Origin of the sequence: Tropicibacter sp. Alg240-R139 (assembly GCF_900537075.1) — a bacterium.
Lineage (GTDB): Bacteria > Pseudomonadota > Alphaproteobacteria > Rhodobacterales > Rhodobacteraceae > Falsiruegeria.
In genome coordinates this window covers 213,617-230,637 of record NZ_UNRA01000003.1, presented here as the reverse complement: position 1 = coordinate 230,637, position 17,021 = coordinate 213,617, and the positions used below count along the sequence as shown (strand labels likewise).

Below are 17,021 nucleotides of genomic sequence, written 5' to 3'. Positions count from 1 at the left end.
CCTAATCCTGCCCACAAGATCGGTCCAATGGTGTTTCACAGATGGTCAAACAATCGCCCCGGCAGCCTGTCATGACGCGGCAGGCCCAAGGCCTGCATTAAACAGAACATCATCGCCTGATTGGAGGTCACGACCGGTTTGTTCAACACGGCCTCTACACGCTCGACTACCTCGACCGAGCGCATATCGGTGCAGCTTAGTACAATGGCCTGCGCGTCTGGATGATCCGCCTTACAGGCCAGATCGAACACCTCATCCGGGGTCAATTCACCTTGACCATAGTTGCCAAGCTCGCGACCCACATCAGTGCAATTGATCGTCTCGATCCCGTTCTCAGTCATAAAGGCCATGGCCTGTTCGTTGATTTCGCCCAGGTATGGCGACGAAAACCCGACCTTGGTCGCACCAATCGCCTTGATCCCGGCAATCAGCGATCCGGCGGCGGTCAGCGATTTCGCGCCAGAGCCTGCCTTGATCTGATCTGCCAGTTCAGCGTCAAAGGACGACCCGTGAGTCAGAGTTGCCGAAGTACAACCATAAAGCACCACATCCGGTCGCACGCCTGAAATCATCCGCAAGTCATGGCTAATATCAGACGCCCCCAGCCCGGCCATCTGATCCGAACCGGGGATCTCATCGACGTCATAGCCGCCCATACGCTGAAAATGCACCGTCGTGTTGGGCGGACGCAATAACTCTATATCAGGCTCTAAATTGGTATTTGTGAAGGGAACAAGCACCCCAATCTTGGCGGCGGTTCGGGTTTCGCTCATGTCATCACTCCCTTCAGAACATCGCGTGCGCGATCCATGATCTCGGGCGTACAAATAGTGGCGCGCAGACAATCGGACAGGCCATAGCCACCCATTCCCCGCATCAGCAGGTTTTCGACACGCAAGGCCTGATCCGCCCGTTGCGCCTGCTCATCCGAGGCAAAGCGCAGCAGGACAAAGTTGGTATGGCTCTGCGGCACGCTCAGCCCCATCGCACGGCAATCATCAGCAAACCGGTCCCGGATCGCGGCCGTTCTGGCAACCACATCCCGCATATGATCCTGATCGCGCATCGCGGCGGCGGCTGCGGCCTGCGCGGCAATCGAGATATTGTTGGGGTTAAGCAGCTTACGCACCTCTGCCGCAATCGCGGGCGGGAAATACCCCCAACCGACTCGCGCACCCGCCATGCCGTAGGCCTTGGACAGTGTCCGCATCACAACCGTGTCGCCCCGATCCACAAGCGCGAAAACCTCAGCAGGGTCGTTTTCTACGTCTGAAAATTCAGCGTAAGCTTGATCCACCACCAGTATGACATCTGCGGGCAACGCCTTGCGCAAGCTGATGATCGCGGCATTTGTGATCAAAGTGCCTGTCGGGTTGCCGGGATTACAGACAAAGACAATGCGGGTGTCCGACGTCACAGCGTCCAAGATGTCACCAACGGAAACGGTCAGATCCACCTCACGTGCCTTGACGTAATCTGCCTGCACTTGGGCCGAGGCCGACACCACAAAGGCATAGCCATAGTCAGTTCCCAGAACCCGGTCACCCGGTCCCGCATAGGCGCGGATCAAACACCCGATCAGTTCCATCGAACCGGCCCCGCAGAGGATCATATCAGGTTCTAACTTGTGGATTTCTGCGATTTCTGTCCGTAATTCCCTCCACTCTGGGTCGGGATAACAAGGCAGTTCAGTCATCGCCGCCCGCCCCGCTGCAATCGCCGCAGGGCTTGCAGGGAAAGCGCTTTCGTTCTGAGCCATCGAAATGGTCTTGGCCCCACCTAAGTCGGCCAGCGCATAGGCGCCCAGCGCCGCGACATGAGGAACGGGTTTGATCATGAGGCACCTCCGTACTCTTTAGAGCCTTCGTCGCTGACCAGCCCGCGTATGACATCCAAAGCCAAAGCGTCAGGGTCACGTTCAGATACGTCCCCAAATCCGCCCCCACCGGGGGTTTCAAAAATCAAATAATCGCTACCCTCAACCCGCAACTCTCCCTTACCGGGCAAATCACCTTCCTTGTCCCGGAACCAAATACGCCCCGGCGCGCCAGATTGTCCGCCCCTGCGGCCCAAGGCCGGGAACTTGAGCCGTTCGACCGACAGGAACACGATGAAGGGCGCGTCGTTGGATGAGGTCATTTCGATTCGCTGCCCTAGCCCGCCGCGATACTTGCCCGCACCGCCGGAATCAGGTCGCAACTCGCGCCGCCACATAATAACTGGGGCAACTGCCTCGGTAATCTCGACTTGCGACCCAAATACGCCCGACGGATAGGCGGTCGCCGACAGCCCATCCGCATGAGGCCGCGCGCCAGTGCCGCCATTGTGGACCGGCTCAATCGCAAACTCGCGCCCGCCGCTTGCTGCCACTTCGGGCGCATGGCGCATGGGCAGGTCGAACATGCACGACGCACCCTCGGCCGGGACCTGATCCGGCAACGCCTGATGCAGGCACCCCAGCACCAGATCCGGTGTTACCTGCCCCAGCGTGTGCCGCATGGCCACCGGCACCGGTCGTTGCGCGTTCAGAATGCAGCCCTTTGGCCCGTCCACCGTGAACGGCTCTAGCGAACCCGCGTTATTGGGAATATCCGGCCCGACGATACACCGCAGGGCAAAAACGGTGTAGGCCGTCGCATAGTTCAGCGGCACGTTGATGCCCTTGGACGAACAGCCCGACGTGCCGCTAAAATCGACGTGAAGCCCTGATTTAGAGACTGTCAGGGTGGCGTGCAGCTCCAACTCTCGCTCGTATCCATCCATTCGCAAAACATTCTTGTAGATGCCTTTGGGCACCTCTGCGATCGCCTCCAAAGTGCCCCGACGCGAGGTGTCGATGATATAGCTTCCCAGTTCTTCGAGATCGTCGATCCCGAACTCCTCCATCATCGCCACTAACCGGTTCACCCCGGCCTCGCAGCAGGCGACCAACGCATAGATGTCGCCCTCATTGGCGATAGGTTCGCGCGAATTGGCGCGGACAATGTCCATCAGCAACGCGTTCAGCTCACCCTGATCAACCAGCTTGCACGGCGGGATCAGCAGCCCCTCGTCAAAGATGTCGGAGCCCTCCGGACCCATGCCCAAGCCACCCAGATCAACGAGGTGCGAGGTGCAAGAGGTGAAACCAACAACCTTACCGTTCTTGAACGCGGGCATCATCAGCAGAAAGTCGTTCAGGTGTCCCGACGCTAGCCAGGGATCGTTGGTCATGTAGATGTCGCCAGGCTTCATGGTCTGAACTGGAAAGCGTTCGCGCAGGTGCAAAACCGCCTCAGCCATGGTGTTGATGTGCCCTGGCGTGCCGGTGACAGCCTGGGCCAACATCCGGCCCTGCACATCGAAGATGCCAGCGGAAATATCACCGCATTCCCGCACAATCGGGCTGAACGCCGCGCGGATCAGGGTCTGCCCCTGCTCCTCTACCACGGCCAGCAGCCGATTCCACATCACTTGCAAGCGGGCAGCAGAGGTCTGGGTCATGCCGCATCTCCCTTCTGGTTTTGGATCAAAACAAGGTTGCCGATGGCATCCACATGGGCCGAGAAATCGGCCGAAACGAGCGTCGTGGTCTGCGGCTCGGTGATCAGTGCCGGACCGTTGATGCGCTGACCCGGGGCCAGGCTGTCACGCGGGACAAACCCTGCCTGCTTCATCGTGCCATCCACATCACATAGGATTGAGCGCGTGTCGCCCGGCTCCGCCGCGCTCAATTCCAGCATCTGTGGCGTCGGCGGAACAGCATCATCCGGAGTTGCCACCTGCACCGCCCAATTGAGGATTTCGATCTGCATCCCCGGCACCGGGCGCGAGAACTGTTTGCGGTATTCTTCTTCAAATGCCCTTGTTAGAGGCTGAATATCGCCTTCCTCAAGCGCACGATCCGGCAAAACAATCTCGATTTCATGCCCTTGGCCGTTGTAGCGCATAAAAGCGCCGCGGCGGGTCTCGGTCGCGCGGTCCCCAGCGCCCTGAGCTACGACCGCCTTGGCTTCGCCAATCATCTCTGCAAACAGCGCATTCACGCCGTCCAAATCCAGCGCGTCGAGCAGCGAATACCGCGAGCGCACGATTTCGAAACTCACCGGCGCGAACAGGAAACCCACAGCCGATCCAACACCCGGATTGGGCGGGATCACGATACGTCCTACTCCGGCAGAGCGCGCCACACGAGTGGCATGCAGCGGACCATTGCCGCCAAAGGCGATCATCGTGCGCGGACCAAGGTCCTTGCCCGATTCCACAGCGTGCATCCGCCCGGCGCTGGCCATGCTTTCATCCACAATGCGGCTGACCCCATCTGCCGAGCCCAAGGAATCGGCGTTCAGTCTTGTACCAATCACTTGTGTTAGAGCCGCTTTTGACGCCTCGGGGTCAATACTGATGTGCCCCTCGGCAAAGGTATCGGGCACGATGTAGCCAAGCGCGATATCGCTGTCGGTCACGGTCGGCTCAGTTCCGCCCCGACCAAAGGCGACCGGTCCAGGCTCGGAGCCTGCCGATTTCGGTCCGACGGTCAGACGTCCCAACCGGTCGACCCCCGCGATGGAACCACCGCCTGCGCCAATCTCGATCATTTCGATCACCGGAATGCGCACCGGCATACCCGAACCTTTGATGAACCGTGCCGCGCGGGCGATTTCAAACTGGCGCGAGGTCTGTGGGCGGGCATTGTCGATCAAGCAGAGCTTGGCCGTGGTGCCGCCAACGTCGAACGACAGCACCTGATCCAGCCCCGCCCGCGCTGCGATCCGGGCGGCTAGAATAGCTCCTCCAGCAGGACCGCTTTCCACCAGCCGGATCGGGAAGCGCGCAGCCGTCTCGATCGTGCACATGCCACCACCAGCGGTCATCATCAAGATCGGGCAGGTCACGCCCTCTGCCTGGAAGCGTTCAATAAACCGCTTCAGATAGCTTTCCATCAATGGCTGGATATAGCCGTTGGCAATGGTAGTGCAGAGCCGGTCGAACTCGCGCGCTTCGGGACTGACATCGGACGAGATCGAAACAGTCAGATCAGGGCGTTTCTCGACCAGCGCATCGCGCAAACGGCGTTCGTGAGTTGGGTTGGCATAGGAATGCATGAGACAGATCGCGACCGCTTCGGCTCCACTTGCATCAATGTCCACAAGTAGAGCGTCAACAGAGGCGTCTTCGAGCTTGATCAACACCGCCCCGTCCGCCGACATGCGCTCGCGCACTGTTAGCGCACGTTCACGAGGCACCAGCAGATCGGGCTTTTCCAGGTTGATGTCATATTGCGAATACCGCCTCTCATAGGCGATCTCGAGAATATCTCGGAACCCTTCTGTGGTGACAGTCGCCACCACTGCCCCGCGCCGCTCGATCAGCGCGTTGGTGGCCAAAGTAGTGCCGTGAATAAAGCCCGCCACCTCGGCCAAAGACCGCCCGGATTGGACCATAACCCGCGCGGCGCCTTCCATCGCACCGTCTGCGGGGTTGCTGTGGGTGGTCAGCGTCTTGGTCGAGGCCAGGATCGTGTCCTCTCCTTCCACCAGAACCGTGTCGGTAAATGTGCCGCCAATATCAATGGCGAGGCGCAGCATGTCTGTTGCTGTCATGACGTCTTCCAAAAAGCAGGGGTTGGGGGTCGCAAAACGGGGGCAAGCCCCGTCAGTGCGGCACAAGGTTCGCGCCTGTCGCGCGACGATCCATGCGTTTTGGTATAATCCCAGTCATGCGCTTATCATGAGGTTGCATCACAATGAATCTTTTCTGAAAACGACACCCGCCAAAAATTATCGATGCTAATCCCAATAGGGCGCGCGCAATTCCCGTTTCAAGATCTTTCCAATCGAGCTGCGCGGCAGGTCATCGCGCAATTCGACCCTCGACAGGCGCTGCGTTTTGCCAAGCTGTGCGTTGGCCCAGTCCATGATTTGAACCGCCGTGGCCTGTCCGTCCGCAACCGGCACCACCAAACCCAGAGGTGTCTCTCCCCAGATCTCGGACGGGATTGCGATCACGGCCACGTCGGCGACATCTGGATGATCGCGCAGCACCCGCTCCAGATCGGCGGCATAGATGTTGAAGCCACCAGACAGGATCATGTCCTTTTTCCGATCCATCAGCGTCAAAAAACCATCCGCATCGAACCGCCCCATGTCTCCGGTGCGAATGAAATCTTCCCCTTCGGGACTGCGCCAGATGACCTCTTGCGTCTTGTCGTCTGCGTTCAGGTAACCTTGCATCATGGCCCCTGCCCGTCCAACCACCTCGCCAAATTCGCCGATGGGCAGTTCATAGCCTTGTTCGTCAATGATCCGCGCGTCGCAGCCTTGAACCGGGCGACCTACGGTATCAAGCTTGTCGGGGAAGCTGGCACAATCCAGCACCGAGCTGATTCCACCTTCGGTCATGCCGTAAAGTTCAAACAACTCGCCAGGCCAACGATCCAGAATATCCCGGATCAACGACGCAGGCAGCGGGGCCGATGTCGACAGCTTGGTGCTGTAGCTGGACAAATCAAAGTCATCAAACGACGGATCGCGCATTAACCGCATGTACTGCACAGGGACAAGCATGGCGTGGGTGATGGCGTGATCTTGCGACAGTTGCAGGAATCGCTGTGTGTCGAACTTGGCCATGCTGATCACCGCCCCGCCCCGCGCGAGCACCGGCAAGACGGCGACCTGAGTGGTGTTGGAATAGAGCGGCGTCGACATCAACAAGCGTGCATCCTGATCCAATCCAAACACCGGCATCCGCATCAACTGTCGCCCGCGAAACAGATGATCGTGGATGATCCCCTTAGGCGTTCCGGTTGTGCCCGAGCTATAGATCAGATCGAACAGGCTCTCAGGTGGTACTGCCACCGGACGCTCCATGGGTGCGGCCTGCCCCCAATCAAACAAGTCATTGGCCAAAATGGCCTCCACGAACCCAAGGCCATTGGCCGTTTCAACATGGCGCTCGGACACAAACCGTAACCGCGCACCGCAATCGTCCAACATCTTGGCCAACACATCAATCGTGGCACTGGTGGGCAATGGCACCATCGCACCACCAGCCAGGATTACGCCGGCATAAAAGGTCAGGTAAGCCGCCGAATTGTCGGCCAACGCCGCCACCGGTGTGCCGGAACCAACGCCTTCTTGCTGCAATTGCGCCGCCACGCAACGCGCGTGGTGATCAAAACTGCGCCAATCCAAAGTCACAGTCTCGTCCACGACTGCGATGTGGTCCGGGCGCTCCTTCGCATGCCGGACAAAAGCGGTTCCGAAGTCCAGAAACGAGATGTCGTCGGACTGTGGCGCGGTGATGCGGGTCGGCGAATTGGTCAAGGTCATCTCTCGGTTCAACTGCGAGCACTGTCGCAACCCTTGCCGAAACGCGCCCCTGCTTCAACTGATGATACACAAACGGACCTTACGACGGTACGTCGGCCAAGTCTCGCTGGTTGCCCAATCTGACGCCCGGTCAAAGTGGACATTCCTGCTCCATGCTGGGCTTCATGACACCAGACAACGACAACAGGGGGGGAGAGACCTATGTCGTATGACTATGTGATCGTTGGAGGAGGGTCCGGCGGTTCGACGCTGGCCGCACGCCTGAGCGAAGACCCGAACACAACTGTTTGCCTGATCGAGGCTGGCGGACGTGGCGACAGTATCCTTGTGCGCGCGCCCGCAGCCGTCGTGGCGATGCTGCCGGGCAAGCCCAAGATCAACAACTGGGCGTTCGAGACCGTTCCGCAAAAGGGGCTGAAAGGGCGGCAAGGCTATCAACCACGCGGCAAGGCACTTGGCGGGTCGAGCGCGATCAACGCCATGCTTTATGTGCGCGGCCACGCCAAGGACTATGACGAATGGGCTGAACTGGGGTGTGACGGCTGGTCCTGGGACGATGTGCTGCCCTACTTCCTAAAGGCTGAGAACAATCAACACGGCGCCAGTGACATGCATGGCGATGGCGGCCCTTTGCAGGTGTCTGATCAGCAATCCCCCCGCCCGATTTCGCAGGCCTTTGTCGAGGCAGGCCAGGCGATGCAGATGCGCCGGGTCGAAGATTTCAACACCGGCGACAACGAGGGCATCGGCCTGTATCAGGTGACCCAATTCCATGATCCAGAAAAGGTGGGCGAACGCTGTTCGGCGGCGGCGGCCTATCTGCACCCGGTTATGGACCGCCCCAACCTGACGGTCATCACAAACGCCCATGCCACCCGTGTTCTGTTCGAGGGCAAACGTGCCGTCGGTGTCACCTATCGCAACGGCAAGGCCGACCACGAGGTGCGCGCGAACCATGAGGTGATCTTGTGCGGTGGCGCCTTCAATTCACCGCAGCTTTTGCAGCTCTCGGGTGTTGGGCGACCAAAGGACATCACCCCCCATGGCATTCAGATGGTGCACGAATTGCCAGGTGTGGGCCAGAACCTACAAGATCATCTGGATTTTGTGTTGGGCTACAAAACGGCGGACAAGGATAACTTCGGGATCGGTCTGTCCGCTTCAGTCAGTTTGCTCAAACATATGGCGGCCTGGCGCAAAGATGGGTCCGGCATGTTGGCGACGCCCTTTGCCGAAGGTGGCGCGTTTTTCAAAACCGACGCCAGCCTGGATCGGCCCGACGTGCAGTTGCATTTCGTGATTTCGGTCGTCGACGATCACGCCCGCAAGCTGCATCTGGGTCACGGGTTCAGCTGCCACATCTGCGTCCTGCGACCCAAGACACGCGGTGAAGTCACGTTGAATTCGGCCGATCCGATGGATGCACCCCGAATTGATCCCAAATTCCTGAGCAGTGACGAAGATCTGGCTGTGCTGATGAAAGGCACGCGGATGACCCGCGAACTCCTGCAGACACCACCGCTCAAGGGCTACATCAAGTCCGAGATGTTCATCGACAATGACCCCTCCGACACCGAGCTTGAGGACCACATTCGCGAGCGGGCAGATACGATTTATCACCCAGTGGGCACCTGCAAGATGGGTCTTGATGACATGGCCGTGGTTGACCCGGAACTGCGCGTGCACGGGCTCGAGGGGCTGCGCGTTGTCGATGCCTCGGTCATGCCCCGGCTGATCGGCGGCAACACCAACGCCCCCACAATCATGATTGCAGAAAAAGCCGCCGACATGATCCGCGCGGCACAAGCTGCGCAGCAAGCAGCAGAATAACGAAGAGAGGCACACACTATGCTTGGCAAAATGATGCATCAGCCGCTGACCATCAGCTCGTTGGTCGAACACGCGGGCCGCTACCACGGCGATACAACGGTGGTATCGGCGGAAACCAGTGGCGAGGTTGTTCACACCAACTGGCGCAAGGTCGAGGCCAACGCCCGCAAACTGGCAGCTGCCCTGGCGCGACTGGGTTTGAAAACCGGCGACCGCTGCGCCACCATCGCCTGGAACAACCGCCGACACCTTGAGATATATTTCGGAGTCGCGGGAGCTGGCATGGTTTGTCACACGATCAACCCGCGTCTGTTCCCCGAGCAGCTGATTTACATCATCAACCACGCCGAAGATCAGATCCTGTTCTTGGACCGGACCTTCCTCCCGGTAGCGGTCAAGTTGGGCGAGCACCTGAAAACCCTCAAGCATGTGGTGCTGATGGGCCCCCGCGATGAAGAGGCTGCCGCCTTGATCGACGGGTTGTTGTTCTACGACGAACTTCTTGACGGTGAATCCGACGACGCCACATGGCCTGAGTTGGACGAAAACCTGCCCTCGAGCCTGTGTTACACCTCCGGCACCACCGGAAACCCCAAGGGCGTACAGTACACCCACCGCACCAACGTGTTGCATTCAATCGCGGGCAACCAACCCGACGGCATGGCCCTATCTGCCAAAGACACGGTGATGGCCGTTGTTCCGATGTTCCACGCCAACGCCTGGGGCGTGCCTTACATCGCCGCCGCGATCGGCTGCAAAATCGTGCTGCCGGGGCCGAACCTGGACGGCGAAAGCCTGGTAAAACTGATCGACGGAGAACAAGTCACGGTCGCTCTAGGGGTTCCGACGATCTGGATGGGCCTGCTGGCGGCGCTCGAATCCACCGGATCAAAGGCCGAAAGCCTGAAACGCACAGTCGTAGGGGGTTCGGCCTTGCCCACGGTGATGATCCCCACCTTCCGTGACCGCTATGGCGTGGAACTGATTCACGCCTGGGGCATGACAGAAACCAGCCCGCTTGGCACACTCAACCAACTGCTGCAAAAGCACGACGGGCTATCGGACGCCGAAAAAGGCAAGATCCGCGAAGGTCAGGGACGGCCCCCCTATGGTGTAGAACTGCGTCTGGTCGATGACGAGGGCACCCGCTTGGCTGAGGATGGCGAAACGCAGGGCAATCTGCAAATCCGTGGCCATTGGATAGTCGACACCTACTTCAAGGCGGACGGCTCTGCGCTGACCGAGGATGGCTGGTTCGACACCGGCGACGTGGCGACCGTCGACTCGGATGGCTACATGATCATTCGCGACCGATCCAAGGACATCATCAAATCTGGCGGTGAATGGATTTCGACGGTTGAGCTGGAAGACATCGCCATCTCGCACGACGCCGTGGCCAACGCCGCCGCTATCGCGGCCAAACACGCCAAATGGGACGAACGCCCCGTGATCATCGCAATCAAACACGCAGATGTGGATTTGGACGAGGCCGCGCTGCTGGAACATTACAAAGGCAAGATCGCGTCCTGGCAAATCCCTGACAAAGTGATCTTCGTCGACGAACTGCCCTTGGGCGGCACGGGCAAGGTGCTGAAAAACAAGCTGCGCGATCAATTCGGCGATGTTCTGCTGGACGCTGGCTGATCTATTCCGGGCCCCTGCCAAATGGGTCGGGGCCCGGATATTATCAACAGTTTTACCTGTTAGACATCTCTTAACGCCTGCCCTGATATTCCTATCCTCGGGTGATTAAAATAGGTGGTGGAGATGGGTGCGCAAACCAATGCGGCGCCAGTCATCATTAAACGGAAAAAGGTAGTAGGTGGCGGTGGCCACCATGGCGGTGCCTGGAAGGTCGCGTATGCGGACTTTGTGACGGCGATGATGGCCTTTTTCATGTTGATGTGGCTGCTGAATGCAACAACTGAAAAACAGCGAAAGGGTCTGGCCGACTATTTTTCGCCGTCCATTCCGTTGAATCCTGTGTCCGGGGGCGGCAATGGCGCCTTTGGCGGGGACAACATGTTTTCCGAACAGACAATGGCGATGAACGGTGCCGGTGCCAGCAATCGGTATAGGTCTGATGGCAACAAGGCGCGTGGCTCGACCGGCGTCGACAAACAGGGTGGCGACAGCGCTTCCAAGGACGAGTTCAAGTCGCTCGAAGCCGCCCTAATGGGACGCGGTGGTGAAAGCCTGGTCAGCAAAGAGACGCTTAAACATGTCGTCACGCGGGTGACGGATGAGGGGTTGATCGTTGAACTGTTTTCAACCGAAGGCGCCCCCCTGTTCGAAGAGCACACCGACCGCCCGACGCCACTGATGAAAGAGCTGGCAAGGTTGGTCGTGCGCCATTCCGGCCTGGTGTCCAATGGTATCGCAATTGGCGGGCACATCCGCGCCCATCCCGTGGTGCTGGCCGATAGCCCAGTGTGGGAATTATCAACTGCCCGTGCCGCGCGCACCAGGACCCTATTCGAAGGCTTCGGTCTGGATGCAAAACGGATCAAACGGGTGACCGGACATGCCGACCGCAAGTTGACGGCCAAAAATCCGATGGGCGCCAGGAACGACCGGATCGAAATCATCTATCTGCGCGACCAGTAGAACAAGATAGATAGGTTTTTAGCTGTTAGCGGGGTGTTAAGTGCTGGTGCGCTAGCTGTTGCTTCGAGAATTTCTTGATGCAGCAGAAAGGCGTATCCATGACGATTTCCTCCTCGCTGAATGCGGGCATAGCGGCGCTTACCGCAAATGCCAGCCGACTAGCGTCGATTTCAGACAACATCGCGAACTCTTCGACCTTTGGGTATAAACGCGTTGAAACCGATTTTCATTCTCTTGTGAATTCGGCCGGCGGCGGCACTTACTCCGCCGGGGGAGTTCGCTCGACAACCCAACGGATGATTGATCAGCGCGGATCGTTGATAACGACATCAAATGCCACCGATCTGTCGGTGCGCGGCAGTGGTATGCTGCCCGTGGCCAAAACATCCGAAATCGCAGGCGGCAACGGCAACCCCAACATGTTGCTGACGACAACCGGTTCGTTTCGAACCAATGCCGATGGTTACCTGGTGACCGAATCCGGTTTGGTACTGATGGGTTGGCGCGCCAACCCGGACGGCACCATCCCCAACCTGCCTCGCGATACTGCGGACGGTCTCACCCCGGTTCAACTCAGCGTCAATCAACTCTCGGGCTCGCCGACCACCCAGATGAACCTGCGCATGAACCTGCCTGCAACCGCAACCGAGGCCGGGTCTGCCGGCGACACACAGCCGCTTTCAGTCGAATACTTCGACAACCTGGGCAAGTCGGAAAATCTGCAGGTTGAACTGGTCCCGGTCGTCCCCGCCACCGGTGAAAGCAACCAGTGGACCATGATCATGCGAGACACTGCATCCGGTGGCGCAATCGTTGGCGAATACACTTTGAACTTCAACGACAGCCGAACCGACGGCGGCACCCTGGCCAGTGTGACCAGCACCACCGGGGGCGCCTATGATGCGACAACCGGAACAATGATCGTCAACGTCGCCGGCGGCCCGATGGAGATCAACATCGGTCGCCCGGATGACCCCAACGGGATCACGCAGCTGTCTGACACCTTTGCTCCGGTATCGATCACCAAAGATGGATCTGCCGTTGGCACCATGACGCGGGTCGAGGTGGATGAGAACGGCTTTGTTCACGCCTTCTTTGACTCTGGTGCCAGCCGCAAGGTGTTTCAGATCCCGCTGGTGAACCTGCCGAACCCCAACGGGTTGGTCGCGCTTGACAGTCAAACCTATGAGCCGTCACGCGAAAGCGGCACCTTCTTCCTGTGGAACGCGGGCGAAGGCCCGACCGGCAGCATCGCCGGTTTCTCGCGCGAGGAATCGACCACCGACATCGCCAATGAGCTAACGGCAATGATTCAGACGCAGCGGTCGTACTCGTCCAGCGCAAAGGTCATTACGACCGTGGACGAGATGTTGCAGGAAACCACCAACATCAAGCGCTAACCAGCGCTTGATAAGCCTGTTCAGAGGACGTCAACCATGACCATTTCTTCGGCATTCAACAATGCGCTCAGCGGCCTGACAGCTGCTGGACGCGCTACTGGCATCGTGTCGGACAATATCGCAAATGCACTCACACCTGGGTATGCGCGCCGGTCGTTGGAGGTCGCCTCGAACGGGTACAGCGGCAACGGGGTACGCGTCGTTGGTGTGACCCGACACGCGGATCCCATACTGCTTTCGAACCGTCGCGACGCCGACGCCGCTCACGGCCATGCAAACACCATCGCCGATTTTCACGCGGCCTTGGAAAAAGCAATCGGAACAACGGACGACCAGACCTCTATAACTTCTCGATTAGCCGAGTTCGAAAGCGCCCTGCTGCAAGCAGCCAGCATGCCGGAATCAGCCACGCGATTGGGGTTGGCGGTGTCTGGGGCCAAGGATCTGGCAAGCTCCATCTCAAACGCATCCGAAGAGCTGCGCCAAACCCGCTCGGCGGCAGATCGCAGCATAGCAAGCCAGGTGGACCGCCTGAATGCCCGACTAAAAAACGTCGAGGAACTGAATCAGAAAATCCAGGATGTCTCCGGCTCGGGCGGCAATGTGAATGCGCTGCTGGATCAGCGCCAGCAGGCTGTAGACGACATCAACGAGATCGTGCCGGTCAACATCGCACGGCGCAGCAATGGTCAGATTGCCCTCTTCACTGATGGCGGTGCCATCTTAGTGGATGGCAAGGCGGCAACGCTCAGCTTTAATCTGACCGGGGAAACCAAACCCCATATGACCGTGCAGAACAACCTTTTGTCTGGTCTGGAAATCAACGGGATTGCTGTAAACACCAGCGGCCCAACCTCGGCTATCCGCGGCGGCACACTGGCCGCCCAATTCGAAGTTCGCGATGTCCTGTCGGTTCAAGCCCAAGGGGATCTGGACGCTGTCGCACGCGATCTGATCGAACGGTTTGAAACCTCTGGCCTGGACACTACAGTAGCCGCCGGTCAGCCGGGCCTTTTTACCGACGATGGCAACCCTTTCTCTGCAACAGCGCCTGCCGGGCTTGCTGGCCGAATTGAGGTGAACGCAATCGTTGATCCCAATCGCGGCGGGGACACCTGGAAACTCCGCACCGGATTGGGCGCCACCACCCCCGGCGAGCAAGGCGAAGCTCGCCAACTCAAAGCGTTCGAGGCTGTCCTGACCGCCAAGCGCGGGCAACCTGACGACCGTTTTGGCACCGGTGATCTGACAGCGGCAGGCATCAGCGCCGCGTTGTTGTCAAAGGTCGCGTCAGACAACAGCACATCGACCAGGGCGCTCAGCTTTGCCTCTGCCAACAAGGCCGAGATGATGCGCGTCGAGCAGGAAAACGGCGTGGATACCGACGCCGAAGTTCAGAACCTGATCCTGGTCGAACAGGCCTATGCCGCCAACGCCCGTGTCATCCAAGTGGTAGACGAGCTGATGGACACTTTGTTGAGGTTGTAAGTTATGAGCATGTCTTCAATTGGCGATCTCGCCCGAACCCTGATGTTTCAAAACAGAAGCACAGAAATCAGAACCGAAATTTCACAGCTCACACAAGAGCTTGCGAGCGGGCGCGTTTCAGATGTGTCTGCCCACCTAAACGGAGAGTTCTCGCACCTGGCCGACATCGAGCATTCGCTCGAACGATTGAGCAGTTTCTCGACAGCGACTGCGGAAGCCGGGTTGTTCGCGACCACCATGCAACTCAGCCTGGAAAACCTGGATCAACGAACCGGCGATCTGGCCAACAGCCTGACAGCGATCGGGAACTTTGGGCAGGACATCAACCGGGCCCAGGTCAGTTCGCAGGCCAAATCCGAGCTCGGCGCGATGATCGGGTCTCTGAATCAGGCTGTGGCGGGCCGCAGTCTGTTTGCCGGGATCGCAACCGACCATGTGCCGCTGGAATCCGCCGACGCGCTGCTGCAAGAGATCCGGACCGTCATCACAGGCAGCGCAACCGCCGACGACGCCATCACTGCCGCGCGCGCCTGGTTCAACGACCCCGCCGGGTTCGAGGCCGTAATTTATCGGGGCTCGGCCCAATCGCTAGCGCCGCTTTCGGTCGGAAAGAACGACGAGGTCTCGCTGACTCTCAGGGCCGACAACAGCACGTTCCGCGAGGTTCTGCTCAACACAACCCTGGCCGCGCTGGCCACAGATGGCACCGTTGGTCTTAGCGATACCGAACAAACCGATCTGCTCAAGAAAACCGGGGTCGGCCTGACCAACACCAAAGACGATATCGTTGGTCTGCGTGCAGATGTCGGCCACGCCGAGGCCCGAATTGATCAGGCCGAGGCACGCAATTCAGCGACCAAGGCCAGTTTGGAATTTGCACGCAATAAATTGATCGGCGCCGATCCGTTTGAGGTCACAACACGCCTGCAAAGCGTCCAGGTGCAACTGCAAAGCCTTTACACGGTCACAGCGCGAACCTCCTCCCTGAACTTGGTGAATTTCCTGAGATGAAAAAACTGATCTGTCTAATTTTCTGCCTACTTCTTCCTTCGATGCTCACAGCCGGTACCGTGCGCCTCAAGGATCTGGTCGATTTCGACGGGGTACGTGGCAATGATCTGGTGGGCTATGGCCTCGTCGTTGGTCTGAATGGCACCGGCGACGGCCTGCGAAACGCCCCTTTCACCGAAGAGATCATGTCCAACATCCTGGAACGCCTCGGGGTGAATGTGACCGGCGAACAGTTCCGCCCGAAAAACGTGGCTGCGGTCTTTGTCACCGCCAGTCTGCCCCCTTTTTCGCGGGTCGGCAGCCAGATCGATGTGACGGTGTCCGCCATCGGGGATTCCAAAAGCCTGCTGGGCGGCACCCTGGTGATGACCCCTCTCAACGCCGCTGACGGACAGATTTATGCCGTATCCCAAGGTACGGTTCTGGCCGGGGGCGCCGTTGCCGAAGGCGAGGCAGCTTCGGTTGTGCGGGGTGTCCCGACATCCGGCGTGATCCCATCCGGTGCTCGGGTCGAGCGCGAAATCGACTTCACCTTGAGCGACCTGACCCAGATCCGGCTGGCCCTTCGTGAGCCAGACTTCACAACCGCTGGCCGGATCGAAACGGCGATCAACCGCACCTTCAACACGCGCGTGGCCATCATGCGCGATTCCGGCACGGTCGAGGTCGATATTCCCGCCACGCGTGCTGCCTCAACCGCGCACGCAATCGGTCGGATGGAAAACATTCTGATCGAGCCCGAACGCAAGGCGCGTGTGGTGGTGGACCAACGCTCGGGCACAATCGTTATGGGCGATGACGTTCGCATCTCGCGCGTGGCAGTGTCCCAAGGCAACCTGACCCTGCGCGTCGAAGAAACACCTCTGGCTGTACAGCCCAACCCATTCGCCGACGGTCGAACCGTTGTTGTTCCCAGAACAAATGCCGCAATCGAAGAAGATGAGGGAATTGCTCTGGCCGAAGTGCCCGAAGGAACGTCGTTGTCTCAGGTTGTTGCTGGCCTCAACGCTTTGGGCGTCTCGCCACGCGACATGATCGACATCCTGAAGACGATCAAGGCCGCCGGCGCATTGCACGCCGAGTTCATTGTCAGGTAGTTGCGTGGAAACCCCGTACCGCAAAAACAGAACCGCCCGGACAAGATCCGGACGGGATCACTTTTGTCGGGAAGCGCGTCGACATGTTGCCGAGGGTCTGACACAAATCTCAGGCACACTGCGGCAGCATCCAGTTGATAGTCGTGTCTCGAGCCCGAAACCGCAACGCTGCAAGGTTTGGATCTGGTCTAAGCATAGGTTCCCTTGGTTAATACAGGCAATGCGGCGGCATTACCTGGTCGATACCAGCGTGCCGCGCGCTCCCCTCAATGGACACG

At 59.1% G+C, this 17,021-nt stretch carries 12 protein-coding genes; 7 read left to right on the top strand and 5 right to left on the bottom strand.

Features of this window, described 5'->3' with window-relative positions; translation table 11 throughout:
- Window positions 1–35: 35 nt before the first annotated feature.
- The 5 genes from G6R15_RS14095 to G6R15_RS14075 all read right to left on the bottom strand — a co-directional run bounded on the left by G6R15_RS14095 (window position 36) and on the right by G6R15_RS14075 (window position 7,310).
- Window positions 36–773: an Asp/Glu racemase gene (locus G6R15_RS14095; protein ID WP_164660601.1), complete on the bottom strand. Its 738-nt coding sequence runs from the start codon at window positions 771–773 to the stop codon at window positions 36–38.
- The gene (locus G6R15_RS14090; protein WP_164660600.1) at window positions 770–1,837 is read right to left on the bottom strand and encodes a histidinol-phosphate transaminase; all 1,068 of its coding nucleotides are present in this window, start codon (window positions 1,835–1,837) and stop codon (window positions 770–772) included. The genes G6R15_RS14095 and G6R15_RS14090 overlap by 4 nt, the downstream gene beginning before the upstream one ends.
- Window positions 1,834–3,483 carry a hydantoinase B/oxoprolinase family protein gene (locus tag G6R15_RS14085; protein ID WP_164660599.1) on the bottom strand — a complete coding sequence of 550 codons (1,650 nt, stop codon included), beginning with the start codon at window positions 3,481–3,483 and terminating at the stop codon, window positions 1,834–1,836. The genes G6R15_RS14090 and G6R15_RS14085 overlap by 4 nt, the downstream gene beginning before the upstream one ends.
- The gene (locus G6R15_RS14080; protein ID WP_164660598.1) at window positions 3,480–5,582 is read right to left on the bottom strand and encodes a hydantoinase/oxoprolinase family protein; all 2,103 of its coding nucleotides are present in this window, start codon (window positions 5,580–5,582) and stop codon (window positions 3,480–3,482) included. Before G6R15_RS14080 ends, G6R15_RS14085 begins: the two co-directional genes overlap by 4 nt.
- A 186-nt stretch (window positions 5,583–5,768) precedes the next feature.
- Window positions 5,769–7,310 (bottom strand): class I adenylate-forming enzyme family protein, encoded by a 1,542-nt coding sequence (locus G6R15_RS14075; protein WP_164660597.1) that lies wholly within the window; start codon window positions 7,308–7,310, stop codon window positions 5,769–5,771.
- A 201-nt stretch (window positions 7,311–7,511) separates the two neighbouring features.
- On the opposite strand from G6R15_RS14075, the gene G6R15_RS14070 reads away from it, so the two are divergent.
- The 7 genes from G6R15_RS14070 to G6R15_RS14040 all read left to right on the top strand — a co-directional run bounded on the left by G6R15_RS14070 (window position 7,512) and on the right by G6R15_RS14040 (window position 16,743).
- On the top strand, window positions 7,512–9,140 hold the full coding sequence (locus G6R15_RS14070; protein ID WP_164660596.1) for a GMC family oxidoreductase: 1,629 nt from the start codon (window positions 7,512–7,514) through the stop codon (window positions 9,138–9,140).
- 18 nt (window positions 9,141–9,158) lie between these two features.
- Window positions 9,159–10,784 (top strand): long-chain-fatty-acid--CoA ligase, encoded by a 1,626-nt coding sequence (locus tag G6R15_RS14065; RefSeq protein ID WP_164660595.1) that lies wholly within the window; start codon window positions 9,159–9,161, stop codon window positions 10,782–10,784.
- A gap of 123 nt (window positions 10,785–10,907) precedes the next feature.
- Entirely contained in the window at window positions 10,908–11,747 is an 840-nt protein-coding gene (locus G6R15_RS14060) for a flagellar motor protein MotB (protein ID WP_164660594.1), read from the top strand.
- A 98-nt stretch (window positions 11,748–11,845) separates the two neighbouring features.
- Window positions 11,846–13,147 carry a flagellar hook protein FlgE gene (locus G6R15_RS14055; RefSeq protein ID WP_205520526.1) on the top strand — a complete coding sequence of 434 codons (1,302 nt, stop codon included), beginning with the start codon at window positions 11,846–11,848 and terminating at the stop codon, window positions 13,145–13,147.
- Window positions 13,148–13,183: 36 nt separating this feature from the next.
- On the top strand, window positions 13,184–14,635 hold the full coding sequence (gene flgK / locus G6R15_RS14050; protein WP_164660592.1) for a flagellar hook-associated protein FlgK: 1,452 nt from the start codon (window positions 13,184–13,186) through the stop codon (window positions 14,633–14,635).
- Between the two features lie 123 nt (window positions 14,636–14,758).
- Window positions 14,759–15,646 carry a flagellin gene (locus G6R15_RS14045; RefSeq protein WP_164660591.1) on the top strand — a complete coding sequence of 296 codons (888 nt, stop codon included), beginning with the start codon at window positions 14,759–14,761 and terminating at the stop codon, window positions 15,644–15,646.
- Window positions 15,643–16,743 carry a flagellar basal body P-ring protein FlgI gene (locus G6R15_RS14040; RefSeq protein WP_164660590.1) on the top strand — a complete coding sequence of 367 codons (1,101 nt, stop codon included), beginning with the start codon at window positions 15,643–15,645 and terminating at the stop codon, window positions 16,741–16,743. Before G6R15_RS14045 ends, G6R15_RS14040 begins: the two co-directional genes overlap by 4 nt.
- Window positions 16,744–17,021: the final 278 nt, after the last annotated feature.

Bases quoted from the DNA above. Each gene is read 5' to 3' on its own strand.
- G6R15_RS14095 (WP_164660601.1), bottom strand. From the start codon at position 773: ATGAGCGAAACCCGAACCGCCGCCAAGATTGGGGTGCTTGTTCCCTTC.
- G6R15_RS14090 (WP_164660600.1), bottom strand. From the start codon at position 1,837: ATGATCAAACCCGTTCCTCATGTCGCGGCGCTGGGCGCCTATGCGCTG.
- G6R15_RS14085 (WP_164660599.1), bottom strand. From the start codon at position 3,483: ATGACCCAGACCTCTGCTGCCCGCTTGCAAGTGATGTGGAATCGGCTG.
- G6R15_RS14080 (WP_164660598.1), bottom strand. From the start codon at position 5,582: ATGACAGCAACAGACATGCTGCGCCTCGCCATTGATATTGGCGGCACA.
- G6R15_RS14075 (WP_164660597.1), bottom strand. From the start codon at position 7,310: ATGACCTTGACCAATTCGCCGACCCGCATCACCGCGCCACAGTCCGAC.
- G6R15_RS14070 (WP_164660596.1), top strand. From the start codon at position 7,512: ATGTCGTATGACTATGTGATCGTTGGAGGAGGGTCCGGCGGTTCGACG.
- G6R15_RS14065 (WP_164660595.1), top strand. From the start codon at position 9,159: ATGCTTGGCAAAATGATGCATCAGCCGCTGACCATCAGCTCGTTGGTC.
- G6R15_RS14060 (WP_164660594.1), top strand. From the start codon at position 10,908: ATGGGTGCGCAAACCAATGCGGCGCCAGTCATCATTAAACGGAAAAAG.
- G6R15_RS14055 (WP_205520526.1), top strand. From the start codon at position 11,846: ATGACGATTTCCTCCTCGCTGAATGCGGGCATAGCGGCGCTTACCGCA.
- flgK (WP_164660592.1), top strand. From the start codon at position 13,184: ATGACCATTTCTTCGGCATTCAACAATGCGCTCAGCGGCCTGACAGCT.
- G6R15_RS14040 (WP_164660590.1), top strand. From the start codon at position 15,643: ATGAAAAAACTGATCTGTCTAATTTTCTGCCTACTTCTTCCTTCGATG.